Origin of the sequence: Dankookia sp. P2 (assembly GCF_050632255.1) — a bacterium.
Classification (GTDB): domain Bacteria; phylum Pseudomonadota; class Alphaproteobacteria; order Acetobacterales; family Acetobacteraceae; genus Paracraurococcus.
Window position 1 is genome coordinate 1,249,167 of record NZ_CP192581.1, and the last position, 24,048, is coordinate 1,273,214.

At 72.5% G+C, this 24,048-nt stretch carries 23 protein-coding genes and 6 pseudogenes; 17 read left to right on the top strand and 12 right to left on the bottom strand.

The window, feature by feature from the left end:
* Window positions 1–47 precede the first annotated feature (47 nt).
* Together ACQ86J_RS07510 and ACQ86J_RS07515 are read right to left on the bottom strand one after the other, a co-directional pair.
* Window positions 48–803 carry an SGNH/GDSL hydrolase family protein gene (locus tag ACQ86J_RS07510; RefSeq protein ID WP_431270641.1) on the bottom strand — a complete coding sequence of 252 codons (756 nt, stop codon included), beginning with the start codon at window positions 801–803 and terminating at the stop codon, window positions 48–50.
* A complete protein-coding gene (locus tag ACQ86J_RS07515; RefSeq protein WP_431270642.1) occupies window positions 803–2,017 on the bottom strand; it encodes an OpgC family protein in 1,215 nt (404 codons plus the stop codon). Before ACQ86J_RS07515 ends, ACQ86J_RS07510 begins: the two co-directional genes overlap by 1 nt.
* Window positions 2,018–2,148: 131 nt before the next feature.
* Between ACQ86J_RS07515 and ACQ86J_RS07520 the strand changes: the two genes are divergently transcribed.
* Window positions 2,149–2,721 carry an SGNH/GDSL hydrolase family protein gene (locus ACQ86J_RS07520; RefSeq protein WP_431270643.1) on the top strand — a complete coding sequence of 191 codons (573 nt, stop codon included), beginning with the start codon at window positions 2,149–2,151 and terminating at the stop codon, window positions 2,719–2,721.
* Complete coding sequence (locus tag ACQ86J_RS07525) at window positions 2,721–2,879, top strand: hypothetical protein (protein ID WP_431270644.1); 159 nt, start codon at window positions 2,721–2,723, stop codon at window positions 2,877–2,879. Before ACQ86J_RS07520 ends, ACQ86J_RS07525 begins: the two co-directional genes overlap by 1 nt.
* A 170-nt stretch (window positions 2,880–3,049) precedes the next feature.
* Here the strand turns inward: ACQ86J_RS07525 and ACQ86J_RS07530 are convergent, their stop codons facing one another.
* Complete coding sequence (locus ACQ86J_RS07530) at window positions 3,050–3,865, bottom strand: hypothetical protein (protein ID WP_431270645.1); 816 nt, start codon at window positions 3,863–3,865, stop codon at window positions 3,050–3,052.
* A gap of 382 nt (window positions 3,866–4,247) precedes the next feature.
* Between ACQ86J_RS07530 and ACQ86J_RS07535 the strand changes: the two genes are divergently transcribed.
* Both ACQ86J_RS07535 and ACQ86J_RS07540 read left to right on the top strand, forming a co-directional pair.
* Window positions 4,248–5,189, top strand: coding sequence for a hypothetical protein (locus tag ACQ86J_RS07535; RefSeq protein ID WP_431270646.1), 942 nt, complete (start codon window positions 4,248–4,250; stop codon window positions 5,187–5,189).
* Window positions 5,165–5,467, top strand: coding sequence for a hypothetical protein (locus ACQ86J_RS07540; RefSeq protein WP_431270647.1), 303 nt, complete (start codon window positions 5,165–5,167; stop codon window positions 5,465–5,467). The genes ACQ86J_RS07535 and ACQ86J_RS07540 overlap by 25 nt, the downstream gene beginning before the upstream one ends.
* 23 nt (window positions 5,468–5,490) lie before the next feature.
* Here ACQ86J_RS07540 and ACQ86J_RS07545 read toward each other — a convergent pair whose 3' ends face one another.
* From ACQ86J_RS07545 to ACQ86J_RS07560, 4 genes and pseudogenes are all read right to left on the bottom strand, one after another.
* Window positions 5,491–6,318 (bottom strand): FAD-linked oxidase C-terminal domain-containing protein, encoded by an 828-nt coding sequence (locus tag ACQ86J_RS07545; protein ID WP_431272808.1) that lies wholly within the window; start codon window positions 6,316–6,318, stop codon window positions 5,491–5,493.
* A gap of 40 nt (window positions 6,319–6,358) precedes the next feature.
* Window positions 6,359–6,688: pseudogene (locus ACQ86J_RS07550) on the bottom strand (FAD-binding protein); the annotation flags it as partial.
* Complete coding sequence (locus tag ACQ86J_RS07555; protein ID WP_431270648.1) at window positions 6,685–7,977, bottom strand: FAD-linked oxidase C-terminal domain-containing protein; 1,293 nt, start codon at window positions 7,975–7,977, stop codon at window positions 6,685–6,687. The pseudogene ACQ86J_RS07550 and the gene ACQ86J_RS07555, both read right to left, overlap by 4 nt.
* Before the next feature lie 43 nt (window positions 7,978–8,020).
* A complete protein-coding gene (locus ACQ86J_RS07560) occupies window positions 8,021–8,158 on the bottom strand; it encodes a hypothetical protein (RefSeq protein WP_431270649.1) in 138 nt (45 codons plus the stop codon).
* Window positions 8,159–8,286: 128 nt separating this feature from the next.
* Here ACQ86J_RS07560 and ACQ86J_RS07565 point away from each other — a divergent pair, with 128 nt between their 5' ends.
* Entirely contained in the window at window positions 8,287–8,652 is a 366-nt protein-coding gene (locus tag ACQ86J_RS07565) for a hypothetical protein (protein WP_431270650.1), read from the top strand.
* A gap of 385 nt (window positions 8,653–9,037) precedes the next feature.
* Here the strand turns inward: ACQ86J_RS07565 and ykgO are convergent, their stop codons facing one another.
* From ykgO to ACQ86J_RS07580, 3 genes are all read right to left on the bottom strand, one after another.
* A complete protein-coding gene (gene ykgO / locus ACQ86J_RS07570; RefSeq protein WP_133287551.1) occupies window positions 9,038–9,163 on the bottom strand; it encodes a type B 50S ribosomal protein L36 in 126 nt (41 codons plus the stop codon).
* A 95-nt stretch (window positions 9,164–9,258) separates the two neighbouring features.
* The gene (acdA, locus tag ACQ86J_RS07575) at window positions 9,259–10,485 is read right to left on the bottom strand and encodes a 3-sulfinopropanoyl-CoA desulfinase (protein ID WP_431270651.1); all 1,227 of its coding nucleotides are present in this window, start codon (window positions 10,483–10,485) and stop codon (window positions 9,259–9,261) included.
* A 30-nt stretch (window positions 10,486–10,515) separates the two neighbouring features.
* Window positions 10,516–11,445, bottom strand: a complete 930-nt coding sequence (locus tag ACQ86J_RS07580; protein ID WP_431272325.1) for a LysR substrate-binding domain-containing protein — start codon at window positions 11,443–11,445, stop codon at window positions 10,516–10,518.
* A gap of 182 nt (window positions 11,446–11,627) precedes the next feature.
* On the opposite strand from ACQ86J_RS07580, the gene ACQ86J_RS07585 reads away from it, so the two are divergent.
* The 3 genes from ACQ86J_RS07585 to ACQ86J_RS07595 all read left to right on the top strand — a co-directional run bounded on the left by ACQ86J_RS07585 (window position 11,628) and on the right by ACQ86J_RS07595 (window position 14,537).
* Entirely contained in the window at window positions 11,628–12,203 is a 576-nt protein-coding gene (locus tag ACQ86J_RS07585; protein WP_431270652.1) for a peroxiredoxin, read from the top strand.
* Window positions 12,204–12,382: 179 nt separating this feature from the next.
* Window positions 12,383–12,913 (top strand): carboxymuconolactone decarboxylase family protein, encoded by a 531-nt coding sequence (locus ACQ86J_RS07590; protein WP_431270653.1) that lies wholly within the window; start codon window positions 12,383–12,385, stop codon window positions 12,911–12,913.
* 625 nt (window positions 12,914–13,538) lie between these two features.
* Window positions 13,539–14,537, top strand: coding sequence for an EAL domain-containing protein (locus ACQ86J_RS07595; protein ID WP_431270654.1), 999 nt, complete (start codon window positions 13,539–13,541; stop codon window positions 14,535–14,537).
* 1,061 nt (window positions 14,538–15,598) lie between these two features.
* Here ACQ86J_RS07595 and ACQ86J_RS07600 read toward each other — a convergent pair.
* Both ACQ86J_RS07600 and ACQ86J_RS07605 read right to left on the bottom strand, forming a co-directional pair.
* Window positions 15,599–16,465, bottom strand: coding sequence for an MBL fold metallo-hydrolase (locus ACQ86J_RS07600; RefSeq protein ID WP_431270655.1), 867 nt, complete (start codon window positions 16,463–16,465; stop codon window positions 15,599–15,601).
* A gap of 148 nt (window positions 16,466–16,613) precedes the next feature.
* Complete coding sequence (locus ACQ86J_RS07605; RefSeq protein ID WP_431270656.1) at window positions 16,614–17,591, bottom strand: 2-hydroxyacid dehydrogenase; 978 nt, start codon at window positions 17,589–17,591, stop codon at window positions 16,614–16,616.
* Window positions 17,592–17,741: 150 nt separating this feature from the next.
* Here ACQ86J_RS07605 and ACQ86J_RS07610 point away from each other — a divergent pair, with 150 nt between their 5' ends.
* From ACQ86J_RS07610 to ACQ86J_RS07650, 9 genes and pseudogenes are all read left to right on the top strand, one after another.
* The gene (locus ACQ86J_RS07610) at window positions 17,742–18,533 is read left to right on the top strand and encodes an SDR family oxidoreductase (protein ID WP_431270657.1); all 792 of its coding nucleotides are present in this window, start codon (window positions 17,742–17,744) and stop codon (window positions 18,531–18,533) included.
* A gap of 389 nt (window positions 18,534–18,922) precedes the next feature.
* Window positions 18,923–19,066, top strand: a pseudogene (locus ACQ86J_RS07615) (Zn-dependent hydrolase); the annotation flags it as partial.
* Between the two features lie 130 nt (window positions 19,067–19,196).
* Entirely contained in the window at window positions 19,197–20,012 is an 816-nt protein-coding gene (locus ACQ86J_RS07620) for a M20/M25/M40 family metallo-hydrolase (protein WP_431270658.1), read from the top strand.
* Window positions 20,009–20,170, top strand: a pseudogene (locus tag ACQ86J_RS07625) (hydantoinase/oxoprolinase N-terminal domain-containing protein); the annotation flags it as partial. The gene ACQ86J_RS07620 and the pseudogene ACQ86J_RS07625, both read left to right, overlap by 4 nt.
* 85 nt (window positions 20,171–20,255) lie before the next feature.
* Window positions 20,256–20,486: pseudogene (locus ACQ86J_RS07630) on the top strand (hydantoinase/oxoprolinase N-terminal domain-containing protein); the annotation flags it as partial.
* A 235-nt stretch (window positions 20,487–20,721) separates the two neighbouring features.
* Window positions 20,722–21,427 (top strand): annotated as a pseudogene (locus ACQ86J_RS07635) (hydantoinase/oxoprolinase family protein).
* Window positions 21,424–22,083, top strand: a complete 660-nt coding sequence (locus ACQ86J_RS07640; protein ID WP_431270659.1) for a hypothetical protein — start codon at window positions 21,424–21,426, stop codon at window positions 22,081–22,083. Before ACQ86J_RS07635 ends, ACQ86J_RS07640 begins: the two are co-directional and overlap by 4 nt.
* An 86-nt stretch (window positions 22,084–22,169) precedes the next feature.
* Window positions 22,170–23,753 (top strand): annotated as a pseudogene (locus tag ACQ86J_RS07645) (hydantoinase B/oxoprolinase family protein).
* 52 nt (window positions 23,754–23,805) lie between these two features.
* On the top strand, window positions 23,806–24,024 hold the full coding sequence (locus ACQ86J_RS07650) for a hypothetical protein (RefSeq protein WP_431270660.1): 219 nt from the start codon (window positions 23,806–23,808) through the stop codon (window positions 24,022–24,024).
* Window positions 24,025–24,048: the final 24 nt, after the last annotated feature.

Below are 24,048 nucleotides of genomic sequence, written 5' to 3' on the forward strand. Positions count from 1 at the left end.
CGTGATGCGCGCGGAGGTGATCTCGCGTTACCCGGGATTGCAGCGGCTCAGTGCCGCGGCTTGCCCCGGGCCTCGGCCACGCCGTCGCGCAGCAGCGCCGCCAGCGCCTGGGCGAGGCAGTCGTTCAGCCGGTCGGTCGCCGCCACCCGCTCGGGCTTCGGCGCGCGCTCGACATCCACCTGCTCGGTCTCCGCCCAGTAGCGCATCAGGTCCCAGCGCCGCAGCAGCGGCACCTGATGCGCCGCCGCCACCAGCCGCAGCGCGTCCAGGTAGGGATCGACATTGGCATTGGCCCGCAGGAAGCGGGAGAATTGCGGGTCGATCAGCACCGCGTCGGCACCGGCCGCCTTCAGCGAATCGAGCCCGGCATTGAGCGCCTCGACCATCTCGTCGACCTCGAGCCCGCGCACCGCGCTGACCGTGCCGGTGGCCCAGAGCACGAGCTGCGCCGGCGCCTTCGCCATCTCCTCGGCCAGCAGCACCCCGGCCTCGGCGGTGTTGATGCCGCGCCGGCCGCGCACCACGACCTCGATGGCGATGCCGGGGCGGCGGGCCGCCAGCAGGGCCTGCAGCCGGGCCGGCCAGGCCGCCTCCGGCCCGCTGGTGCCGGGGCCGAACACCGAGACGCCACCGACCACCAAGATGCGCAGCGACCCGGCGCCGACCGCGCGGACCGTGGCGGGCAGTGGCGCCCCGGCCTCCAGCAGCTCGGGCGGGGCGATGCAGGCGCGCGACTCCGCCCGCGCCGCCGGGGCGGCCAACGCGGCGAGCAGCAACAACCCGGAGAGCCGTGCCTTGACCATTACGCTGCAGTCGTAGAAGGCGGCGCCGGCACCGGCAAGCGGGCAGCGCGGGCGGCGGCCTTGTCGCCCGCCGCCGGCTCGCCGCGCTGGCGGTACCAGGCGGCGATCGCCCCCACCGTGACCAGCGCAGCCAGCCCGGCCAGGTTGACCGCCAGTTGCATCGCCCCGCGATCCGACTGCTCCAGCGCCAGCCGGCCGAGGAAGGACAGGAAGATGCCGGTGCAGAAGACCGGCAGCCCGTGCTGGCCCATCAGCAGGAAGGGCGCCGCCAGCCGGCCGCGCAGCCAGGCGGCGTCGCGCGGCACCGCATGGCCCAGCAGGTAGGCCAGCGCCAGGATCGAGACCAGCCGCAGCGGGTGCAGTGCGCTCTTGTCGATGGTCGTCAGCAGCACGCCGACCTGCTCCGGCACCAGGGCGAGCCATTCCGGCGCTTCGAAGGCCACCAGCATCGCCACGGCGCCGCAGGCCAGCAGCGCGACGCAAAGGCCGACAAGCCAGCCGCGATAGGGCACCGCCGGCGGGGTGCCGCGCCGGCCGTCCGGGCCGGGCGGCGCATAGCCCAGCGCGGTGCCGGCCAGGAACAGCGCCTGCCAGGCGAAGGGGTTGAAGAACCAGCCCCCGTCGATCCAGTTCGGCAGGTTCAGGTCCAGCAGCCGCGCCGCGGCGTAGAGCACCGCCGAGAGCCCCAGCAGCAGCACCGGCCGCCGTAGCAGCGGCAGCGCCGGGACCAGCAGCACCAGCAGCGCGATATACAGCGGCAGGATGTCGAGGAAGGCGGGCTGGTAGCGCAGCAGCAGGGCCTGCAGCAGCGCGTAGTAGGGCTGCTCGCGGAAGGGGTCTAGGTGGAGCTCGTCCAGATAGGCCGGGTTGTCGAGCAGGCCAGCGGAATAGCCGACCTGCGCGGCGAAGACCACGAACAGGAAGATGTGCGCGACATACAGCGCCCCGGCCCGGCGCAGCAGCGAGGCCGCGGCGAAGAGCCAGCCGCGGCGGTCGAGCGCGGCGCCATAGGCGAGCCCGGCCGCATAGCCCGCCAGCAGCACGAAGGCCTCGGTCGCATCGCAGAAGGCGATGTTGCGGAGCGTCAGCTCGCCGAGGCGGTTGCCCGGGATATGGTCGACGAAGATCGAGAACAGCGCCAGGCCGCGGAACATGTCGACACGCAGGTCGCGGCCCATGCCGGTCGCCCCGCCGCCCCGGATCAGCCCCCGCATGCACGACCTCCGCCCGAGATGGATGGGCGCCGCGCAAGTTGCGGTCCGGGGCGTGCTTTGCAAGTCACTTTGTGCGCCGCACGCGCGGCCGGCCGCTGGCGCCGCCCGCAATCCTTTGGCAGGGTCGCCGGATGCGCCGCCTCGCCACCCTCCTCGCCCTGCTGCTGCCCGGCCTCGCCGCCGCCGAAACCTGCCCGCCGGCGCCGCTCCAGGCGGTCAGCCTGCCGGCGACCCATGCGGCCGTGGCGCATGGCGCGCCGCTGACGATCGTCGCCTTCGGCTCCTCCTCGACCGAGGGGGCCGCCTCCTCCGGCCCCGAGGCCACCTACCCGGCCCAGCTGCAGGCGCGGCTGCGCGCCGCGCTGCCCGGCCTGCCCGTGGTGGTACTGAACCGCGGCAAAAGCGGCCAGGAAGTGCCCGAGATGCTGGCCCGGCTCGAGGCCGATGTGCTGGCCGAACACCCCGTGCTGGTGATCTGGCAGGCCGGCGCCAATGCCGTGCTGCAGGGCATGCCGGCCGAGGAATCCCGCGCAGCACTTGCCGGCGGCGTCGCCCGGATCCAGGCCACCGGGGCCGACGTCCTGCTGATGGACAGCCAGCGCGCCCCCGCATCCTGCAATCCCCGGGCTTCGAGCGGCTGGACGCGGCGATCGACGGGCTGGCCGAGGCGACCTCGGCCGAGCTGTTCTCCCGCGCCGCGCTGATGCGGGCCTGGGAGGCGGCCGGAACGTCCTCGGCCGAGATGATCTCGCCGGACGCGCTGCACCACAACGACCGCGGCTATGCCTGCGTGGCCGCGGCGCTGGCGCGGACGATCGTCGCCGCGGCCGGCCCGGCGCCGGCCCAGGTGGCGAAGCGCTAGGCGGATCGCGGGGCTGCTTCAGGCCGGGGCGGCTGACCCCGGCCCTGCGGCAACATGCGGCTGCATGACCCGGTTGACCCTCAAAGGCGATCGGTCCTGAGGTCGCGGGCCGGATGGCCGTCCGGGCCGCGGCCCGAGCCGCGGCGATCCGCCTGCGGCCTTGGGCCGCCCTATTCCGCCGCCAGGGTCTCCGGCGGCACCAGCACCGCATGGTTCGGCCGCGGCAGCAGCGCCAGCCGGGCATCGAGCCGGCCCTGCACCATGTCGCGGAACAGCGCCCGGTTCAGCGGCCCGGTCTCCGGCACCCGCTCAAGGAAATCGCGGAACAACGCGCGGTAGCGCGCCGCCTGGCGGACGAAGCGCTCATCCACCTGGAACCGCGCCATCTCCTCGGGCGTCGCCGGGAGCAGCCGCAGGATCGCCAGGCCGAGCTCGGCGCCGGCCGGCAGCGGCAGCTCGACCGCGGGCTGGCCCTCCGGTCCCTCGGGCGTGCGCCAGCCGAAGACCAGCCGCCACATGGCCGCCATCACCGCGGCCAGCTCCCGGCCGGTGATGTCCCATTCGCCCACCACCCGGGCGAGGCGGGTCTCGGTCGCCAGGGCTTGCAGCGTCTCGGCCTGGCGCCGCCCGGCATTGACTTGGCCAAGCTGCAGCCGGACCTGTTCCTGCAGCAGGCTGGTCTGCTCGCGGTTCTCAGCCAGCAGCGCCTGCAGGGCCAGGTGGCGGCTGTCGCCGGCCGCACCCTGCCGCAGCAGCGCCTGGCGCAGCGTCGCCAGTTCCTCCCGCTGGGTCTGCCAGGCCTGGGCCAGCAGCGCGGCGCAGCCCGGCAGGAGCAGGCCGGCGGCGAGGCTGGCCCAGCCGGCAGGACCGAGCGCCAGCAGCGCTGCCGGCCCCTCAAGGGCCAGCATCAGCAGGGCGGCGCCCACCGGCAGCAGGGCAGCGAGCAGCAGCAGGCCGAAGCCGATAGCGCGTGCGAGCAGGCGCAAGGCGGGCAGCCCCTCCGTCATGTATCTTGAACGTGATTGTAGATCACCTTCAATTTACATTGTGGAGCGCCGATTTCCAGTGTCGCAGGCGATCGCCGGTGGGAATCCCCCGCCTGTGGCCGGGATGCCGCGGTCGCTGCCGGGTCGCAGGCCAGACCCGCACCATGCCCTGCGTTCCGCGGCACGGCGGCGCCAATCCGCCTGGCTTGCCCGACGATCGCATCGCTGGTCCGCCGCCGAGACCCTGCTGCCCGCGCCGCTGGACCATCGCCCGGCAGCCGCTGCGGACTCTGCAGGGCGAACGACCACCGTTCCCGCTCGGGCGACCCTGTCCTAGGCTGCCGCCGGCGGCGATCGGGCCGCCGCGGGGGGATGGCGGCACATGGCCGAGCTGATGAACGCGCTGGCGGAGCGGGGGATGCTGCCGCTGGGCGCCTTCCTGCTGGCGCTGCTGCTGCTGGCGAACGAGCTGGGCTACCGCATTGGCCGCTGGCGCGCCGCCAACCGGCTGGAAGCGATGGAATCCAACATCGGCATGCTGACCACGGGCATGCTCGGCCTGCTCGCCTTCACCCTCGGCCTGACCATCTCCATCGCCGAATCGCGCTACGAGGCGCGCCGCGACCTGGTGGTGACGGAGGCGAATGCGATCGGCACCGCCTGGCTGCGCGCCGGGCTGGTGCGCGGGCCGGAGGGCGCCGAGCTTCGCCAAGGGCTCGAGGAGTATACCCGGATCCGGCTCGACTATACCCGCGCCGGGCCGGACCTCGAGGCCGAGGCGGCGCTGAACGCCGCGACCAATGCTATCCAGACCCGCATCTGGGCGCTGGCTCAGACCGCCACGCTGCGCGACCCGACGCCGGTGATGACGAGCCTCGTCACCGCGCTGAACGAGACCTTCGATTCCGCCCTGTCGCAGCGCTTCGCCTATCGAGAGCCGGGCGCCGGCGCATATCCTGTGGCTGCTGCTGGCCGGCGCGGTGCTCTCGGTCGGCGCCATAGGCGTGCAGCTCGGCCTCGGCCCGCAGCGGCACCTGGTGCTGAGCGTGCTGCTGATGACGATGTGGACCGGCGGCATGCTGCTGATCGTCGACTTGAACCGGCCGCGCCACGGCAACATCCTGGTCGATCCGGCGCCGCTGGTCTGGACCCTGCAGGGCTTCGGCAGCGCCACGCCCGCGGCGCCGCCGAAGCCATAGGGCGGGGATCCGGCCGGTCTGGTATACCGGGGCACGGCGCGATTCGGCGCCGGGCAAGGATTCCAGACCCATGGCACGCAAGCCGGCCCGCCCCCGCCCGGTGGACGCCGCAATCCTCCGGCTGATGGCCCTGGTCGCCAAGGGCGTCGCGCCGCACCGCATGGCGCGGGAGGTCGAGCTCATCGCCGCCGACTGGGCCGCGGCGCCCGAGGCCGACCCGGCCGAGATCCGCGACCGGCTGGACCAGCTGCAGGAGCTGATCGCCGCCGGCGTGGCCGATGCCGAGGAACAGGCCTCGGATGTCGATACCAGCGAGCCGGCGGCGGTGAAGCAGGCGGCCGCGACCCTCGCCGCGCTGCGGGCGACGCAGGAGGCCACGGCGCGGGCGCTGGAAGCGGCCTGACGCGCCCGCGCCCGGCGGCCCGTTCAAAGCCCGGCCCGCATCCGCCCGGGGTTCAGGATCCCCTTCGGGTCCAGCACCGCCTTCACCCGCCGGCCGATCGCCGCCAGCGCGGCCGGCTCCTCCGGCAGCACCGCCACCGCGGCGCGCAGCGGCTCCGGCGCGCGGAACAGGGTGAAGCTGCCGCCCGCCGCCTCGGCCGCCGCGACCACCCTGGCATGGGCTTCAGGCGTCGCCGGCCCGGCCAGCCAGACCAGCCCGCCGCCCCAATCCAGCAGCGCCTTGGCCATCCCCGCGCCGGAAACGACCTCGGGCCCTGCGGTCGGCCGGACGGAGACCCGCCAGATCGCCTCCTCCGGCGCCGCGCCGAGCGGCTCGGCCTCCCGCACCGCGGCCCAGAGGGCGCGGCTTTCCTCGAGGTCGAGGATGGCCACCTCGCCGAGCGGCGCCAGGTCGGCGCGCAGCCGGGCTGTCCGGTAGGCGACGGAATCGGCGAATTCCTCGATCCGCAGCAGCGCCAGCGGGCCGGGCCGGCCTGCCGCGCCAGATTGCGTCCCCTGGGGCAGCAGCGCCGCGCCGGAGACGCCGAAGGGGCTGCCGAGCCCGGCCGACAGTACCCTGACCCCCGCAGCGAGATCCGCGACCCGCACCGCCACGGTGCCGGAGGAGGCCGGGGCCGGCAGCACCTTCAGCGTCACCTCGGTGATCACGCCGAGCGTGCCATGCGCGCCGGCCAGCAGCTTGCAGAGGTCGAGCCCGGTGACGTTCTTCAGCACCCGCCCGCCGCTGCGGAAGACCTCCCCCGTCCTGCCGGCGGCGCGGATGCCCATGACGATGGTCGCGCATCGCCCCACCGGCGATGCGGCGCGGGCCGGAGAGGTTGGTCGAGACCAGCCCGCCGATGGTCGGCGGCCGGTCCGCGCCGAACAGGGCGCCGAGCGAGGGCGGCTCGGCGATCAGGTGCTGGCCCTTCTCGGCCAGCGCCGCCTCGATCTCCGGCAGCGGCGTGCCGGCGAGCGCCGAGACGATCATCTCGGACGGGCTGTAGAGCGTGATGCCCGACAGCCCGCGGGTCGAGAGCGTGCGGGCGGCCTGCACCGGACGCAGGAAGGCGCGCTGGTGCCGTTCCCCTCGACCCGCCAACGGCTCCTCGGCCGCGGCCGCCGCGGCGATGGCGGCGGAAAGCGCGGCCTCGGTGGCGGGGATCAGGATTTCGGCGCTCATGCGGCCTGCGGCAGGGCGCGGGTAGCCAAGGCGGGGTTGTCCTCCAGCGGGAAGACCTTGGCCGGGTTCAGCAGCCAGTCCGGGTCGAAGGCGCCCTTGATGGCGCGCTGCAGGGTGAGCTTCGGCGCGGTGAACTGCACGCCCATCAGGTCGCGCTTCTCAACGCCCACGCCGTGCTCGCCGGTGAGGCAGCCGCCGACCTCGACGCAGAGCTTGAGGATGTCGGCGCCGAATGCCTCCGCCGCGTGGAGGCTGGCGGGGTCGTTGGCGTCGAACATGATCAGCGGATGCAGGTTGCCGTCGCCGGCATGGAAGATGTTGGCGACCTGCAGCCCATAGCTTTCGGACATCTCGCCGATCCGCCGCAGCACGAAGGGCAGCTGTCCCGTAGGGATGGTGCCGTCCATGCAGAGATAGTCGGGCGAGATGCGGCCGACCGCGCCGAAGGCGCCCTTGCGGCCCTTCCAGATCGCCAGCGACTGCTCGGCCGATTCGGCGACCTTCACGCTGATCGGGTCGAAGCGCTCGCAGATGTCCTTGAGCTTCGCCAGCAGGCTGTCCTGCTCGGCGACGCTGCCCTCGACCTCGATGATCAGCAGGGATTCGGCATCCAGCGGGTAGCCGGCATGGGCGAAGGCCTCGCAGGCATGGATCGCCGGGCGGTCCATGAATTCGAGCGCGACGGGGATGATGCCGGAGGCGATGATGGCATCCACCGCCTCGCCGGCGATCTCGTTCGACTTGAAGGCGGCCAGCATGGCGCGCTGGCCTTCCGGGCTGTGCAGGATGCGGACCGTCACCTCGGTGATCACCGCCAGCATGCCTTCCGAGCCGGTCAGCAGGCCGAGCCAGTCATAGCCGGCGGCGTCCAGGTGCTTGCCGCCGACCTCGAGGATCTCGCCCTCGATCGTCACCAGCTTGAGGCCGAGCAGGTTGTTGGCGGTGACGCCGTATTTCAGGCAATGCGCCCCGCCGGAGTTCATGTTGACGTTGCCGCCGATCATGCAGGCGAGCTGGCTGGAGGGGTCGGGCGCATAGAAGAAGCCGTCGGCCGCGACATGGTTGGTGATGCCGAGATTGGTCACCCCGGCCTCGACCACCGCCAGGCGGTTGTCGTAGTCCACCTCCAGGATGCGGTTCATCCGCATCAGCCCGATCACCACCGCATCGGCCAGCGGCAGCGCGCCGCCCGAGAGGCTGGTCCCGGCGCCGCGCGGGATCACCCTGATGCCGTTCTGGTGGCAGTAGCGCAGCACCGCGGCGACCTGCTCGGTCGTCTCCGGCAGCACCACGGCCAGCGGCGGCTGGCGATAGGCCGAGAGCCCGTCGGTCTCATAGGGCTTGAGGCGGAAGCTCCTCGCTGATCACGCCGTCGCCCATCGGGCCGGGCGGCAGGATCCGCTGCAGGGCGGCGACGATCTCGGCACGCCGGGCCAGCACGTCCGGCTTCGGGTCAGGCAGCCTGATCACGTCCGTCACTCCTGCAAGTATGCGGCAAGGCGCGGAAAATGGGCTGCCCGAAGCCGTCCGGCAAGCGCCCCGCTTGCCCCTGGCCGGCGGCACGGGCAGTTTCCCGCGAAATCCGATTGGAGATGCGCGTGCCCCGGTTCCGCCCCCTGCTGTTCGCCGCCTGCCTCGCCTTCAGCCTTGCCATTTCCGGCGCGGCCTCGGCGCAGATCCGCGAGGGCGCCTACGGCGTCGAGGGCACCAACCCGGACGGCACCAACTATGACGGCGAGTTCCTGCTGCGGACCGGGCCGGGCGGCGCATGGGTGGGCAACTGGCGGGTGGCGAACGAGAACATCATGGGGCTCGGCCTGATCCAGGGCGGGGTGCTGGCGGTGTCCTTCGTGGTCAACGGCCGGCCCGGCGTCGCGGTCTTCGAGGTCGAGGCGGATGGCAGGCTGCGCGGCACCTGGACCACCGGCGGCGGCATGGGGACGGAGATGCTGACGCCGAAATAGCCGCGGCCGGGCCGCAGGCGCGACGGAATCGCGGTTTCGGACAAAGCCGGCGGGAGGCTTGGCAGGCCAAGGGGCCCCTGCCCCGCCGGCCCGGGCCGGCAAGGGCCGGCAAGCCCCCCGGCCCTGCGGGCGCGGCGGCGTTTTCGGACAAAGGCCAGGGGCGGCTCCTCCGGCCGCGAGGGCGGCGGAGACGGGAGCGAATACTGGGGAAGGACGCTGCCGCATGACCCTGCCTCCGAACCGGGGGCGCAGGGTATCAGGAAAATAGTCCTCTGGGCAAGCGCCAGGTGTCGGCCGCGCCCAGGACGCAAAACCCCGCCGCGGCAGGGCCGGCGGCGGGTTGCGAAACCCCGGACATCCCGGCCCAAGGGGCCGGGCGGCACTCTCAGCCCTGGCGGGCCTTCAGCCGGGGGTTCTTCTTGTTCAGCACGTAGATGCGGCCGCGGCGGCGCACGACGACGCAGTTCTTGTCCCGCGTCTTGGCGGACTTCAGGCTGTTGCGGATCTTCATCTGACTGGACCTTGGAACGCCGTGCGGCTGAAAGAGAGGCGGTGCGTCTAGGGAAACGGCGGCGGCATGTCAACCAAACCGGCCGCCTTCGCCGCCTACTCGGCGGCCGCGGCGGCGCCCTGGCGGAGGAAGCCGTCCCGGGTCTGCGGCAGCTTGCGGCCCAGGATCCGCTCCGCCACCTGGGTCCGCAGCACCTGCGCGGTGCCGCCGGCGATGGCGAACATCCGCGCGTCGCGGACGAATCGCTCCATCGGGTTGTCCCGGCCGTAGCCGGCCGCGCCCCAGACCTGCAGCGCCTGGTTCGTCACCTCGATCGCCGTGTCGGCGGCCAGCACCTTGGCCTGGGCGGCGGCAAGCCGGTCGGGGAAGCCGACCGCCCCATCCCCGGGCCCGGCGCTGCGGGCGGCGCGCCAAATGAGGGCGCGGGAGGCCTCGAGCCTGATCGACATGTCGGCCAGCATCCAGGCGAGGCCCTGGGATCCGGCGATCGGCCGGCCGAACTGCCGGCGCGCCTGGGCATAGTCCATCGCCTGGTCGAAGGCCCCGGCGGCGATGCCGAGCGCCGCCGTCGCGGCGCCGACCCGCTGGCCGTTATAGGCCTCCATCAGCCGGCCGAACCCCCGCGCGAAGCCTCCCGGCGGGCGCAGCACCATCGAATCGGGCACCTTGAGGCCGCGGAAGTGGATCTCCGCCTCCGGCATCCCCCTCAGCCCCATCGACGGGATGCGGCGCTGGATGACGAGGCCAGCCGGGTCGCCCTCCCCGCCCCGCACCACCAGGAAGCCGCCGATGCCGAGATCGACCCCGTCCTCGATGGCCCGGGCGAAGATGAGGTGGAGGCGGGAGACGCCGCCGCCGGTGATCCAGTGCTTCACCCCGTCGATCACCCAGGTGTCGCCATGGCGCACCGCGCGGGTGGTCATCTCGGTCGCGGCGGACCCCGCCTCCGGCTCGGTGATGCAGATCGCCGGCTTGTCGCCAGCCAGCACCAGCCCGGCCGCGAGGCGCTGCTGCGCCGGGCTGCCATAGGCCATGACCGCGCCGATCGCGCCCATATTGGCCTCGACCGCGATGCGGCCGCAGACCGCGCAGGCCTTGGCCATCTCCTCGATCACCAGGACGGCGTCGAGGTAGGAGCGCCCCGGGCCGCCGAAGGCGCGCGGCACGGTCATCCCCATGAAGCCGGCCTCGGTCATGCGGCGGACCATGGGCCAGGGGTATTGCTCGCTGCGGTCGGTCCCGGCCGCCTGGGCGGCGGCCTCCCGCGCCAGCTCGCGCGCGCGGTCGCGCAACCTCGCCTGGTCCGGCGTCAACCCGTCCATGCCCGCTTCCCTTCCCCGGTTCCATCCCCGTTACCCGGCGTTCATCGCCGCCGCAATGGCCGGGGCGAGGTCACGGAATTCCGCGGCGCGCGGGCTGCGGGACCGCCAGGCGAGCGCCAGGCTGCGGCCGGGCGCCGCCTCGCCGCCATCCTCTCCCTCCAGCGGCCGCACCTCGACCGGCGTGCCGGCCAGCACGCCGCCGGCCACCGCGAGGCGCGGCACCAGGGTCACGCCGAGGCCGCTGGCGACCATCTGCACCAGGGTATGGAGCGAGGTGGCGGCGAAGCCCTCCTCGGCCGGCAGGGTCCCGCGCGGCAGGCCGCAGGCATCGAGGGCGTGCTCCCGCAGGCAATGCCCGTCCTCCAGCAGCAGCAGGCGCTCGGCCGCCAGGGCGCCGACCGGCACCCTCTCGCGCGCCGTCAGCCGGTGGCCGGCCGGCAGGGCGGCGAGGAAGGGGTCGGCGGCGATGGGCAGCGTCTCGGCATCGCCGCAGGTGCAGGGCAGCGCCAGCAGCAGCAGGTCGAGCCGCCCGGCATCCAGATGCGCCACCAGCCGCTCCGTCTGGTCCTCCCGCAGCCAGAGCCGCAGCCGCGGGAAGGCGGCGCGCAGGGCGGGCATGAGGCGGGGCAGCAGGAAGGGGCCGATGGTCGGGATGACGCCGAGCCGGAGCGGGCCGGAGAGCGGGTCGCGCGAACCGGCGGCGGTCTCGGCCACCGCCTCCAGCGCGGCCAGCGCCTGGCGGGCGCGCTCCACCACCTCGAGGCCAAGCGGGGTGAAGACCGGGCGCTTGGCGGCGCCGCGTTCCAGCAGCCCGGCATCCAGCTGGCGCTCGAGCGCGATGATGCCGGCCGAGAGGGTGGACTGGGTGACCGCGCAGGCGGTGGCGGCGCGGCCGAAATGGCCGTGATCGGCCAGTGCGAGGAGGTAGCGGAGCTGCTGAGGCGAAGGGAGGGTGATCATTTGCCGTTCGGGTTGCGGCCGCACTGCCCGGTCACTCCGGGCGCGTCATCGGATTTATCGATGATTATACCCAAAACTATTCATTGGCCAGGAGCGACGATGGGGGCCATACCATGGTGCAGCGCAGCAGTGCTCCCGCTTCGGGATCCTGCCGTGCCACGAATCACCGAAAGGATGTCCGCATGCTGACCGTTGGCGACAAGTTCCCGTCCTTCACGCTGGCCGCCGTCAAGGCTGGCCCCGAGGGCCTCGGCGGCCCCGGCAAGTCCTTCACCGAGATCTCCGACACGACCGACGCCGGCAAGTGGAAGATCGTCTTCTTCTGGCCGAAGGACTTCACCTTCGTCTGCCCGACCGAGATCGCCGCCTTCGCCAAGCTGTCCGGCGAGTTCGCCGATCGTGACGCGGTGGTCTACGGCGTCTCCACCGACAGCGAGTTCGTCCACCTGAACTGGCGCGTCTACAACGACGACATCCGCGACCTGTCGATCCCGATGCTGGCCGACATCAAGCGCGAGCTGTCCTCGGCGCTGGGCATCCTCGACAAGGAGGCCGGCGTGCCGCTGCGCGCCACCTTCATCGTCGACCCGGACGGCACCATCCAGTGGGCCTCGGTCAACGGCCTGAATGTCGGCCGCAACCCGCAGGAAGTGCTGCGCGTGCTCGACGCGCTGCAGACCGACGAGCTCTGCCCCTGCAACTGGACCAAGGGCGAGGAAGCCCTGGACGCGCAGAAGCTGTTCGAAAAGGCGGCGTAATTTGGTCCGCGCTACAGGAAGCCGCCACACCAACCCTTCCTGCAGCGCGGAACGGGGGCAGTCAGCCCCCCGTAGGCCCCCGCTCTCCCGTGCCGGCGGCACGGGAGAGGGTAGGTCGAACGGATCCGCCCGGGTCCGCTCCGCCCACCCCGACAACCAGAAGCCTGAAGGAGCCCGCCATGTCGCTGGAAGCCCTGCGCAATGCCCTCCCCGACTACGCCAAGGACCAGAGGCTGAACCTCGGCAGCCTCGCCGCCGAGCCGGCGCTGACCCCGCAGCAGCGCGCCGGCACCTTCGTCGCCTCGGCGCTCGCCAGCCGCAACCCGCTGGTGATCAAGGAGATCGTCGGCGAGTTCGGCCCGCAGCTGAGCCCGGAGGCGCTGAACGCCGCCAAGACCGCGGCCAGCATCATGGGCATGAACAACATCTACTACCGCTTCACCCACCTGGTGCATGGCGACTACGCCAACATGCCGGCCAAGCTGCGGATGAACGCCATGGCCAAGCCAGGCGTCGAGAAGGTGGATTTCGAGCTCTGGTCGCTCGCCGTCTCCGCCATCAACGGCTGCGGCATGTGCATGGAGAGCCACGAGAAGGTCATCCTGCAGCACGGCATCAGCAAGGACGCCGTGCAGGCCGCGGTCCGCATCGCCGCCGTGGTGCATGCCACCGCCGCGACGCTGGACGGCGAGGCCGCCCTGGCGGCCTGACATTCACCCGGCCTTCACCCAGGCGCGCCATGGTCCCGCCGGACACATGGGACAGCCGGGTGAATGGACGGGAAGGCGCAGCCGCGGCGGGTGACGGACCGGGAGAGATTCCTCACCTTCGCCCTCGCCGCGGCCGAGATCCTGCTGGAAGTGACCGCCGACGGCCGCATCCTGTTCGCCGCCGGCGCGCTGCAGAGCCGGCTCGGCGCCCCGGCCGAGAGCTGGGTCGGCCGCCCGGTGCGGGACCTGCTCGCCCGCGGTGACCGACCGGGCTTCGACCTCGCCTTTGCCGGGCTGCAGGCCCGTGACCGCCTGCCCCCCATCTGCTTCCACCTGGCCGATGCCCGCCGGACGCCGATGTCCTGCGCCGGGCTCCGTCTGCTCGGCCAGGATCAGGATCGCATCTGCCTGACCCTGGCCGCCATGCCCGGCCGCGCCGGGGTGGCGCAGCCCGCCTCCGGCTCTGCCGCGCTGCGTGATGCCGCCGAGCTTGCGGCGCGGGACGGCGACAGCCCCGGCCAGCTCGGCCTGATCGAACTGCGCGACGAGGCCGGCCCCTCACCCCTCGGCCGAGATCGCCGAGCGTATCCGCGAGACCCTCGCCGGCGGCCTGGCGGCGGATGCGGTGGCGGGCGAGCTCGCCGCCGGGCGCTACGGGCTGATCTCCGGGACCCTAGACGACCTCGACGACCTCGGCGCCCGCATCGCCGCGGCGGCGGGCGACGGTGCCTCGGTCGAGACCCGCAGCCTGCCGCTGGCGGCCGAGGGGCTGACGCCGATGCAGGCCTCCCGCGCGCTCCGCCATGCCCTCGCCTGCTTCACCCGCGACGGGCCCGAGGCGCTGGACCAGGCCGGCTTCGCCGATGGCCTCTCCGGCTTCGTGACGGAAGCCTATGCCCGTGCGGTCTGGCTGCGCCGCGCCATCGCCGAGCGCCGCTTCCGTCTCGCCTTCCAGCCGATCGTCTCGCTGGGCGATCGCCGCCCCCACCACTACGAGGCGCTGCTGCGGCCCGAGCCCGATGCCGATTCGCCGGTGCGCGGCGTGCAGGAATTCGTCGCCTTCGCCGAGACCGCCGGCCTGTCCGAGGAACTGGACTGGGCGGTGCTGGCGACCGTCTGCGCCGCCGCACGCCGGGCCCGGCAGACCCGCATCGCCGCCAATCTCTCGGGCCTCACCTTGCAGAGCCCGGCCTTCCGGGAGCGCCTGCTGACGCTGCTGGATGCCGAGCCGCTGCTGACCCACCGCCTGCTGATTGAGATCACCGAGACCGCCGAGATCGAGGACGAGGCCGAGGCGGTCCGCACGGTGGAGGCCTTACGGGCGCGCGGCCTGCCGCTCTGCATCGACGATTTCGGCGCCGGCGCCGCCGCTTTCCGCTACCTGCGCGCTTTCCGCGTCGACTACGTCAAGATCGACGGGCTCTATGTCGCCGCCGCGCTCCGCAGCGACCAGGACCGCGGCATCGTCGCCGGCATGGTGGACCTGGCCCGCACCGTCGGCGCCCGGGTGGTGGCCGAGCGGATCGAGACGGAGGAGGAGGCCGCCTTGATGCGCGAGCTCGGCGTGGATTACGGCCAGGGCTGGCTTTATGGCCGGCCGGGCCCGCTGCCCGGGGCGGAGTGACGCCGGGCGGGCGGCGCTGGCCGCTGGTGCGCCGGGCTCAGAACGCCAGCAGCAGGCCGGCATAGCCCGCCGTGCCGAGGGCGAAGGCCCGAAGCGGCTGCGCCGCTCGCTCGGCAACTCCTCCTTGAGGACGTTGAGGATCACCCCACCGGCAAGGAAGGCGGTCAGCGCGGCGATTGCCGCCTCCGAGATCTCGGTCACCCGGCCGGCGGCGAAGCCGAGCAACGCCGCGCCGACCAGGATCCAGCGGCCGGTGCGGCGGTAGGCCGCCTTGTGGTCCTCGTTCAGGCCGTAATCCGTGACGACGAAATGCAGCGCCATGGCGACGGCGAAGAAGGCCAGCGAGGCGAGCGTCATCACCTCCCGGTGCAGCAGGAGATAGCCGACGAGCGCGTTGTAGGTGGCGAAGGAGCCGATATGGATCCAGAACACCCAAGGGCCGGTGCCGGCCTCTGCGGCTTCCTCCGCATCGCGTCCGGCCTCGACCGGTGCCCCTTCCCGCCTGGACCGCGCCCCCTTGGCCAGGCGGTCGAGGCCGTAGAACACGGCCAGCCCCAGGAGGGCGATCAGGTAGACATGGCGCTCGGCGAAGGCGACGTCGCCGAGATCCGTGGCGCGCTTGATGGCCGCCTCTCCCGCCGCCAGCTCGGGCAGGAGGTGGACGAAGACATAGGCGACCGAGACGCCGCCGGCGATGGAGAGCCAGGCGCTGCGGGGTGTCCCGGCGAGAAAGCGCAGGGAGGGCGTGGCGACGTGAACGGCCGCCAGCAGGACGGCCGCGAGGAACGCCGCGATGACCGCCTGATTCATGCTCCCCTGCGCTGCGGTGCCGCCGCGCCGAACGTCGCGCGCGCCGCGGCGTTGCACGGCCCGCCGGCAGGCCGGTGACGCCGGTCCGGGCTGCGGGCGGAAGGAGTCGGCCGAGGCCGGGAGGCTGGGCCGGCGCGGCCTTTCGTCGGACCGGCGACCGCCGGGTCGGCCCCAATCCGCCCGGACGTAGCGGTAGCCCTGCCCGTCCCGGGCGATGTGCCCCGCCGCCGGGAAGGGGAAGTGGTAGCCGATCACCTGGATGCGGTTGGTCGCCACCTCGTCGAGCACCCGGCGTCGGGTCGCCTCGGCCGCCGGCGCGTCGAACTCGAACAGCGACTGCATCCCCGGGCGGCGGGCGAAGAGCTCCGGCCGGTGGGTGGTATCAGCCAGGACCAGCATCTGCTGCCCGGCATCGGCGACGCGGAAGATGCAATGGCCGGGCGTATGGCCGAAGGCGGCCATGGCATGGATGCCGGGGAGACCTCGGCGCCCGGGGCGAAGCGCCGGGTGCGGTCGCGGTAGGGGGCGAAGCGGCGGGCGACATTGGCGAAGTTCACCCGCTGGCCCTCCGGGCTGCGGCTCTCGTTGCCGGCGTCGCTCCACCAAGCCCATTCCGGCTCGGCGACGGCCACCTCGGCATTGGGGAAGACCGCGGTGCCGTCCCGCGTGGTCAGGCCGTGGATGTGGTCCTGGTGACAATGGGTGATCACCACCAGCCCGACCTTGGCGGGATCGAGGCCGGCGGCCGCCATGTTGGCGCCGAGCAGCCCGGCGGTCGGCGCCATCTGGCCGCCAGTGCCGGCATCGAAGGCCACCAGCAGCTTGCCGGTATCGACGAAGGTGACGGTATAGGGGCCGTCATAGGTCGCGGTCGGCAGGAAGCTCTCGGCCAGGGTCGCCTGCACCTCCGGCAGCGGGGTGTTGCGCACCAGGCCTTCGGTATTGCGGCGGGAGAAGCCGTCGAAGACGGTCGTCACGGTGAAGCCGCCCACCTGAAAGCGGTACCAGCCCGGCGCCTGCGGCAGGGCGGCTGGCGCCGGCGCCTGGGCCATGGCCCGGCCGACCAGCGCGGGGGCAGCGAGCGTGGCGATCAGCGCAGCGCGGCGGGTGGTCTCCATTGGGCATCCTCCCTGGCCCGTCGGCGCCCCGACGTCGTCGGGCCGCCGCCGGTCCGGATGTGTTGGGCCGGCGATTCACGCCCCGGACCTGACGGCCCAGGGCGATCGCGGGCCGGACATTCCGGGGAGGATGCGCCAGGGCGGAGCGCTACGCCACCCGGTGCGGCGGGGCGGTGTGCTTGATCAGCACGGCGTCGAGGTTCTCCAGCGCCCGGTTGCCCATGGCGTCGCGCACCTCGATCGTCGCGCTGCCGAGATGCGGCAGCAGGGCGACGTTCTCGAGCGTCAGGTAGCCCGGGTTCACCTTCGGCTCGCCGTCGTACACATCGAGCCCGGCGGCGCGGATATGGCCGGACTTCAGCGCCGCGATCAGGCTCTCGTCGTGCACCGAGACGCCGCGGCCGCTGTTCACCACGATGCTGCCCGGCTTCATCTTGTTGAGCCGCGCGGCGTTCAGCCAGTGCTTGTTGGCGTCGCCGCCCGGCACGTGCATCGAGATGATGTCGATCGCGCCGAGGAAGCTGTCCTCGTTGTCGTGGTAGATGGCGCCCTGCTCGACCTCGGGCGGCAGCTTCTGGATGTCGCGGTAGTGGATCTCCATCCTGAAGCCGCGCGCCATGGCCGCCAGCTCCCGGCCGATCCGGCCGAAGCCGAGGATGCCGAGCTTCTTGCCCTCGAGCGTCACGCCCATGAGCTGGGTCGGGGCCCAGCCCTTCCACTGGCCCGCGCGGACCATGCGCTCGCCCTCGCCGGCGCGGCGGGCGGCCATCAGCATCAGGGTGAAGGCGCATTCGGCGGTGGCGAAGCTCAGCACCTCCGGCGTGTTCACCACGACGATGTTGCGCGCCTTGGCGGCGGCGATGTCGATATGGTCGAAGCCGACCGAGAAGGTGGCGATGACCTTCACGCTGTCCGGCAGGGCCTGGATGCAGGCGGCGTCGAACTTGTCGCCGGCGGCGCCGAGGATGCCGTCCGCGCCGATCTCCTTCGCGCGGCGGGCGATCTCGGCGCCGTCCGTCGACCAGGGATCGTCGCTGGGGTTCAGGCGGGCATCGTAGTCGCGGCTGGCGCGCGCCTCGATCGCATCGGGCAGCTTGCGGGTGACGAGCAGGATCGGCTTGGCCATGGACGGTCTCCTTCGGGGGCCGGGTGTACCAGCGCCTTCGAGCCAGAGAAATAGAGGGGGTCGCAGGGGGCCTCGCCCCCTGCCCTTCCCTTGCCTTGCGCCCGCCCCCGGGGCACCGTCCCGCCCCTGAATCGGGAAGGAGCGTCCCCTATGGATCTCGGGTTGAAGGGCCGCCGCGCCCTGGTGATGGGTGGAACCAAGGGCCTCGGCCGGTCGATCGCCGATGCGCTGGCGGCCGAGGGCGCCAGCATCGTCATCAGCGGCCGCGACCAGGGCCGGCTGGACCAGGCCGCGGCCGAGCTGAAGGCGGCCGGCGCCGCCGCGGCCTCCGGCATTGTCGCCGACGTCGCCAGCAGCGCCGACATGGACCGGCTGGCCGAAGCCGCGGTGAAGGCGATGGGCGGGGTCGACATCCTGGTGCTGAACCATGGCGGCCCGCCGCCCTGCACCGCCAGCCAGATCACCGAGCCGGCGCTGCTGGAATGGTTCCAGCACATCGTCGTCTCCCCGATCCGCATCACCAACGCGCTGCTGCCGGCGATGCGGGAGCGGAAATGGGGCCGGGTGATCGTGGTCGGCAGCACCGGCATGCAGCACCCGATCCCGACGCTGGCGCTGTCCAACACGCTGCGCGCCTCGATCTGGGGCTGGCTGAAGACCCTGAGCGGCGAGGTGGCGAAGGACGGGGTGACGATGAACGTCCTCGCCCCCGGCACCATCCTGACCGACCGCGTGACCTCCACCACCACGGCGCGGGCGAAGTCGAAGGGCGTCTCCTTCGACGAGGCGCTGGCCGAGGCCGCCGCCGAGATCCCTGCCGGCCGCCTGGGCACGCCGGCCGATTACGGGCCGATGGGTGCCTTCCTGGCGAGCGACAAGGGCGGCTACGTCACCGGCAGCATGATCCGCGTCGATGGCGGGCGCGTGCGCGGGATGGTCTGAAGGCAGGTCGGGGGAGAAGGTACTCTCCCCGTTGGACGCATGCGTCCAACCCCCTCATCTATTTCTGTGGGTCGATTCCCGTCGCGCGGCGAGTGCCAGACCCACAAAAAGGAAGGGTGGGGCTTGGGGAGGGAAATACGTTTCCCTCCCCAGCCTTCGGCACGGCATTCGCTAGGACAAGAGCGATGAAGGACCCCGCGATGCTCCCCAACCTCACCCCCGATGTCGCCCTGGCGGAGAAGCTCTTCGCCGAACTCCGCGCGCGCAGCTTCGACGGCACCGGCATCACCCGCGAGGCCTATGGCCCGGGCGAGCGCATGGCGCATGCGCTGCTGGCCGAGGCCGGCGACGCGCTGGGGCTGGAGCGGAGCGTCGACCCGGTCGGCAACATGTACCTGACCCTGCCTGGCGCCGACCGCGCGGCGAAGCGCGTCATCCTCGGCAGCCATCTCGACAGCGTGCAGCAGGGCGGCAATTACGACGGCGCCGCCGGCGTGCTGGCCGGCCTCGCCGCCGTCGCCGGCATGAAGCGGGCGGGCTTCACCCCGGGCCGCGACATCACCGTCATGGCGATCCGCGCCGAGGAAGCCGGCGCCTGGTTCCCGACCAGCTACCCCGGCAGCCGCGGCGCGCTGGGGACGATGCGGCCGGAGGAGCTTGCAGGTGAAGCGGCTCGACAGCGGGCGCAGCCTGGCGGACCACATGCAGGACGAAGGCTTCGATCCCGGCTTCATCGCCGCGGGCAAGCGGGCGATCGGCCCGGACGGCGTCGCCGCCTTCCTCGAGGTCCATATCGAGCAGGGGCCGGTGCTGGACGCCGAGCAGATCCCGATCGGCATCATCACCGGCATCCCCGGCAGCCGCCGGCTGCGCGCCGGGCGGGTGATCGGCGAGTGGAACCACTCCGGCGCCACGCCGCGGAAATACCGCAGGGATGCGGCGATCGCGCTGGCCGACCTGGCGGTGGCAATGGACGAGGCCTGGTGCCGGCTGGAAGCCCGCGGCCACCGCATGGTCTGCACCTTCTGCGTGCTGGCGACCGCGCCCGAGGCCGGCTTCACCAAGATCCCCGGCGAGGCGCATTTCCAGCTCGATGTCCGCAGCGTCAACCTGCATTCCTGCGACGCACTGTTCGAGGTTCTGTATGACAAGGTCGCCGAGATCGAGGCGCGACGCGGGGTGAAGTTCGAGCTCGGCCTGGAGGCGGGCAGCCGCGCCAGCCCGATGGATGCCGGCGTGCAGGCCGGCCTCAGGCACGCGGCCGAGGCGCTCGGGGTGAAATACCTCAGCATGGCCTCCGGCGGCGGCCATGACGCGGCGGCCTTCGCCCAGGCGGGCGTGCCGGCCGGGATGCTGTTCGTGCGGAACCAGAACGGCAGCCACAACCCACACGAGGCGATGCGGATGGAGGATTTTGCGGTGGCCTGTGCAGTCGCGCAGCGATTTGCGGCGGAGTATGGCCAAGGGGACGCTGCATGAGTGCGAAGCTGGCCGTCGATATCGGCGGCACCTTCACCGACCTCGCCATCGAACGCGGCGCCGAGCGCTGGACCGCCAAGGTCCTGACCACGCCGGCGGCGCCCGAGCAGGGCGTGCTGGAGGGCGTCGCGCAGGTGCTGGCCAAGGCGGGCATGGCGCCGGCCGACATCATCCTGGTCATCCACGGCACCACGCTGGCGACCAATGCGGTGATCGAGCGGAAGGGGCGCCAGGACCGCGCTGCTGACGACCGAAGGCTTCCGCGACGTCCTCGCCCTCGGCAACGAGAGCCGATACGACCAGTACGACCTGAACATCGAGCTGCCGCAGCCGCTGGTCCCGCGCCGCTGGCGCCTGCCGGTCACCGAACGGCTGGACAACACGGGCAAGGTGCTCCTGCCGCTGGATGAGGCGGCGGTCGAGGCGCATGTCGCCTTCATGCGGGCGGAGGGGATCGAGGCGGTCGCCATCGGCTTCCTGCATGCCTTCGTGAACCCCGAGCACGAGCGCCAGGCCGCCGCCATCGTCCGGCGCCTCTGGCCGGAGGTGCCGATCTCGCTCTCCTCCGAGGTCTCGCCCGAGATGCGGGAATGGGAGCGCTTCAGCACCACCGTCGCCAATGCCTATGTGCAGCCGAAGATGGCCAGCTATCTCGGCCGGCTCGAGGTCGGGCTGCGCGCGGCCGGCCTCGCCTGCCCGCTCTTCGATGATGCTGTCGGGCGGCGGGCTGACGACGCTCGAGACCGCGGCGCGCTTCCCGATCCGGCTGGTCGAGAGCGGCCCGGCGGGCGGCGCGATCTTCTCGGCGCATGTGGCGCGCGAACGCGGCCTCGACCGCGTGCTGTCCTTCGACATGGGCGGCACCACGGCCAAGGTCTGCCTGATCGACGACTTCCAGCCGCAGGCCTCCCGCACTTTCGAGGTCGCCCGCGTCGGCCGCTTCAAGAAAGGGTCCGGCCTGCCGCTGCGCATCCCGGTGATCGAGATGGTGGAGATCGGCGCCGGCGGCGGCTCGATCGCCGCGGTCGACAGCCCTCGGCCGCATCACCGTCGGGCCGGAAAGCGCCGGCGCCGATCCGGGCCCGGCCTGCTATGGCCGCGGCGGGGTGAAGCCGGCGGTGACCGACGCCAACCTGGCGCTCGGCCGCTACGACCCGGTGGCCTTCGCCGGCGGCAGCCTGCGGCTCTACCCCGAGGCCTCGCGCGATGCGCTGGCGGCCGAGGTCGGCGGCAAGCTCGGCCTTTCCGCCGAGATGGCGGCGCTCGGCGTCGTCGAGATGGTGGACGAGAACATGTCCAACGCCGCCCGCGTCCATGCCATCGAAAGCGGCAAGGGCTTCGCCGGCCGCAGCATCATCGCCTTCGGCGGCGGGGCCCCGTCCATGGCTACCGCGTCGCGGAGAAGATCGGCGTGAAGCGGCTGCTGGTGCCCTCCGGCGCTGGCGTCGGCAGCGCCATCGGCTTCCTCCGCGCGCCGGTGGCGTACGAGGTTGTCCGCAGCCTCTACCAGCGCTTCGCCTCCTTCGACGCGGCGGCGGTGAACGCGCTGCTGGCGGGGATGGCGGCGGAGGCCTCAGCGGTGGTCGCCAAGGGCGCCTTCGGGGCGGAGACCAAGGAAAGCCGCATCGCCTACATGCGCTATGTCGGCCAGGGGCACGAGATCAGCGTGCCGCTGCCGCCGCGCGACATGACGGAGGAGGACGTCAGGACCGTCTGCGCGCTCTATGATGCGGAGTACACCCGCTTCTACGACCGCCCGGTGCCGGGCAGCGACGTGGAGATCCTGAGCTTCGCGGTGACGGTGGCGACGCTGGTGGAGCCGGTGGAGCCGGCCGCCACGGCGCACCCCGCCCCGGCCCCGGCGCCGATCCGCCGCCAGGCGGTGCGCGACACCGTCACTGGCGAGGTGGCGGACTGGCCGGTCTACGACCGCGCCGCCATGGCGCCGGGCGCCGCGGTGCCCGGCCCCTGCATCGTGGCGGAGGCGGAGACGAGCACGCTGGTCGGCCCGGGCTGGACCTGCGCGATGGACAGCCTCGGCTATCTCGACCTGACGCAGGAGAGCGCGTGATGAAGGACACCGGAGCCCTCGCCAGGATCCAGCGCCAGATCCAGTGGAACCGCCTGATCGCGGTGGTCGAGGAACAGGCGCAGACCATGATCCGCACCGCCTTCAGCACCACGGTGCGCGAAGCGGGCGACCTCTCGGCCGGTATCTTCGACCTGCAGGGCCGCATGCTGGCCCAGGCCGTCACCGGCACGCCGGGCCACGTCAACTCGATGATGGAATCGGTCGGCCACTTCCTGGCGAAATTCCCCGCCGAGACGATGCAGCCCGGCGACCACTACATCACCAACGACCCCTGGCTCGGCACCGGGCACCTGCACGACCTCACCGTCGTCACGCCCGCCTTCCGCAAGGGCAGGATCGTCGGCCTCTTCGCCAATACCGCCCATATCATCGACATCGGCGGCCTCGGCATGGGGCCCGAAGGCCGCAGCGTCTTCGAGGAAGGCCTCTACATCCCCATCGTCAAGTGCTTCGACCGCGGCGCGCCGAACGAGACCTTCTTCGACTTCCTCCGCGCCGGCAGCCGCACCCCGGTCGAGCTTGAGGGCGACGTCTACAGCCTCTGCGCCTGCAACGACGCCGGCGCCAAGCGGCTGGTCGAGATGCTCGACGAGTTCGACATGGACAGCCTCGACCCGCTGGCGAGCTTCATCTTCGACAGCTCGCTGGCCGCGACGCTCGAGGAGATCCGCAAGCTGCCGCAGGGCACCTATGGCGGCGCCATCAAGTCGGACGGCTACGAGTTCGAGGTGACGCTGCGGGCCGCGATGACCATCGCCGAGGACCGCATCACGGTCGACTATGCCGGCACCTCCGGCCTCTCGACCCGCGGCATCAACGTCCCCCCGCCTATTGCCGCGCCTATGCCTGCTTCGGGATCAAGTGCGTCGTCGCGCCCGAGATCCCGGAACACTGGGCCAGCCTCAGCCCCTTCCACATGGTGATCCCGGAAGGCTGCATCCTGGAACGCGCCGCGGCCCTACCCCGTCAGCGTGCGCCACGTGGTCGGGCAATTGCTGCCCGACCTGATGATGGGCTGCCTGCACCAGGCGGTGCCGGGGCGGGTCAATGCCGAGGGCTCCTCGGCGCTGTGGAACCCGCCGCTGCGCGGTGGCTCCCAGGTCTCCGGCCAGGCGGCGGAGACTGAGGATTTCGAGATCATCACCTTCAACTCGGGCGGCACCGGCGCGCGGCCGACCAAGGACGGGCTGGATGGCATCGCCTTCCCGTCGGGCGTCCGCACCATGCCGGTGGAGGCGACCGAGAACGTCGCCCCCGTCATCTTCTGGCAGAAGCAGCTCCGGCCCGATTCCGCCGGTGCCGGCCGCACCCGCGGCGGCTTCGGCCAGGTGATGGAGATCGGCGCCAAGGGCGAGGCCGAGTCTGCCGTCAACGCCATCTTCGACCGCGTCGCCAACCCGCCCAAGGGCCGCGAGGGCGGCGGCGAGGGCGCGGCCGGCTGGGTCGGGCTGAACGACGCCAACGGCACGCCGCTGCGCACCAAGGGTTTCCAGGTCATCCCGAAGGGCCGCCGCCTGCTGCTGAAGCTGCCCGGCGGCGGCGGCATGGGCGACCCGAAGCAGCGCGACCCCGAACAGGTGAAGCGCGACGTCGCCGACGGGCTGATCTCGAAGCAGGCGGCGCGGGAGCTCTACGGCGTCGAGTGCTGACGGCCGGCCGGCGGGCCGCGCGGCGCTGCTGCCCGCCGGCGGCGGCCCCTGCATGGTGGCGTTCGATGCGGCCGCCGATGGCCGAATCCTCCGCCTTGCCGAGGAGGACAGCCTCCGGTCGGTCCTGCCGGCCGGTCCCGGCACCGGCCATCGCTGGCGCATCGCCGCCGATGCCGCTCCGGTGCTGCGGCGGCAGGCGGCGGATGCCTGCCCTTCTGAAGCCATGCGGCCGGCGCAGCAGATCGCCGTCACCGTCGAGGCCGGCGGCTGACGCCGCATCTGGCGCTGCGGCGCC

What these genes read in the sequence shown, in the direction of transcription:
- ACQ86J_RS07510 (WP_431270641.1), bottom strand. Translation starts at nt 803, where the DNA reads ATGGTCAAGGCACGGCTCTCCGGGTTGTTGCTGCTCGCCGCGTTGGCC.
- ACQ86J_RS07515 (WP_431270642.1), bottom strand. Translation starts at nt 2,017, where the DNA reads ATGCGGGGGCTGATCCGGGGCGGCGGGGCGACCGGCATGGGCCGCGAC.
- ACQ86J_RS07520 (WP_431270643.1), top strand. Translation starts at nt 2,149, where the DNA reads ATGCGCCGCCTCGCCACCCTCCTCGCCCTGCTGCTGCCCGGCCTCGCC.
- ACQ86J_RS07525 (WP_431270644.1), top strand. Translation starts at nt 2,721, where the DNA reads ATGCGGGCCTGGGAGGCGGCCGGAACGTCCTCGGCCGAGATGATCTCG.
- ACQ86J_RS07535 (WP_431270646.1), top strand. Translation starts at nt 4,248, where the DNA reads ATGGCCGAGCTGATGAACGCGCTGGCGGAGCGGGGGATGCTGCCGCTG.
- ykgO (WP_133287551.1), bottom strand. Translation starts at nt 9,163, where the DNA reads ATGAAGATCCGCAACAGCCTGAAGTCCGCCAAGACGCGGGACAAGAAC.
- acdA (WP_431270651.1), bottom strand. Translation starts at nt 10,485, where the DNA reads ATGGACGGGTTGACGCCGGACCAGGCGAGGTTGCGCGACCGCGCGCGC.
- ACQ86J_RS07580 (WP_431272325.1), bottom strand. Translation starts at nt 11,445, where the DNA reads ATGATCACCCTCCCTTCGCCTCAGCAGCTCCGCTACCTCCTCGCACTG.
- ACQ86J_RS07585 (WP_431270652.1), top strand. Translation starts at nt 11,628, where the DNA reads ATGCTGACCGTTGGCGACAAGTTCCCGTCCTTCACGCTGGCCGCCGTC.
- ACQ86J_RS07590 (WP_431270653.1), top strand. Translation starts at nt 12,383, where the DNA reads ATGTCGCTGGAAGCCCTGCGCAATGCCCTCCCCGACTACGCCAAGGAC.
- ACQ86J_RS07600 (WP_431270655.1), bottom strand. Translation starts at nt 16,465, where the DNA reads ATGGAGACCACCCGCCGCGCTGCGCTGATCGCCACGCTCGCTGCCCCC.
- ACQ86J_RS07605 (WP_431270656.1), bottom strand. Translation starts at nt 17,591, where the DNA reads ATGGCCAAGCCGATCCTGCTCGTCACCCGCAAGCTGCCCGATGCGATC.
- ACQ86J_RS07610 (WP_431270657.1), top strand. Translation starts at nt 17,742, where the DNA reads ATGGATCTCGGGTTGAAGGGCCGCCGCGCCCTGGTGATGGGTGGAACC.
- ACQ86J_RS07650 (WP_431270660.1), top strand. Translation starts at nt 23,806, where the DNA reads ATGGTGGCGTTCGATGCGGCCGCCGATGGCCGAATCCTCCGCCTTGCC.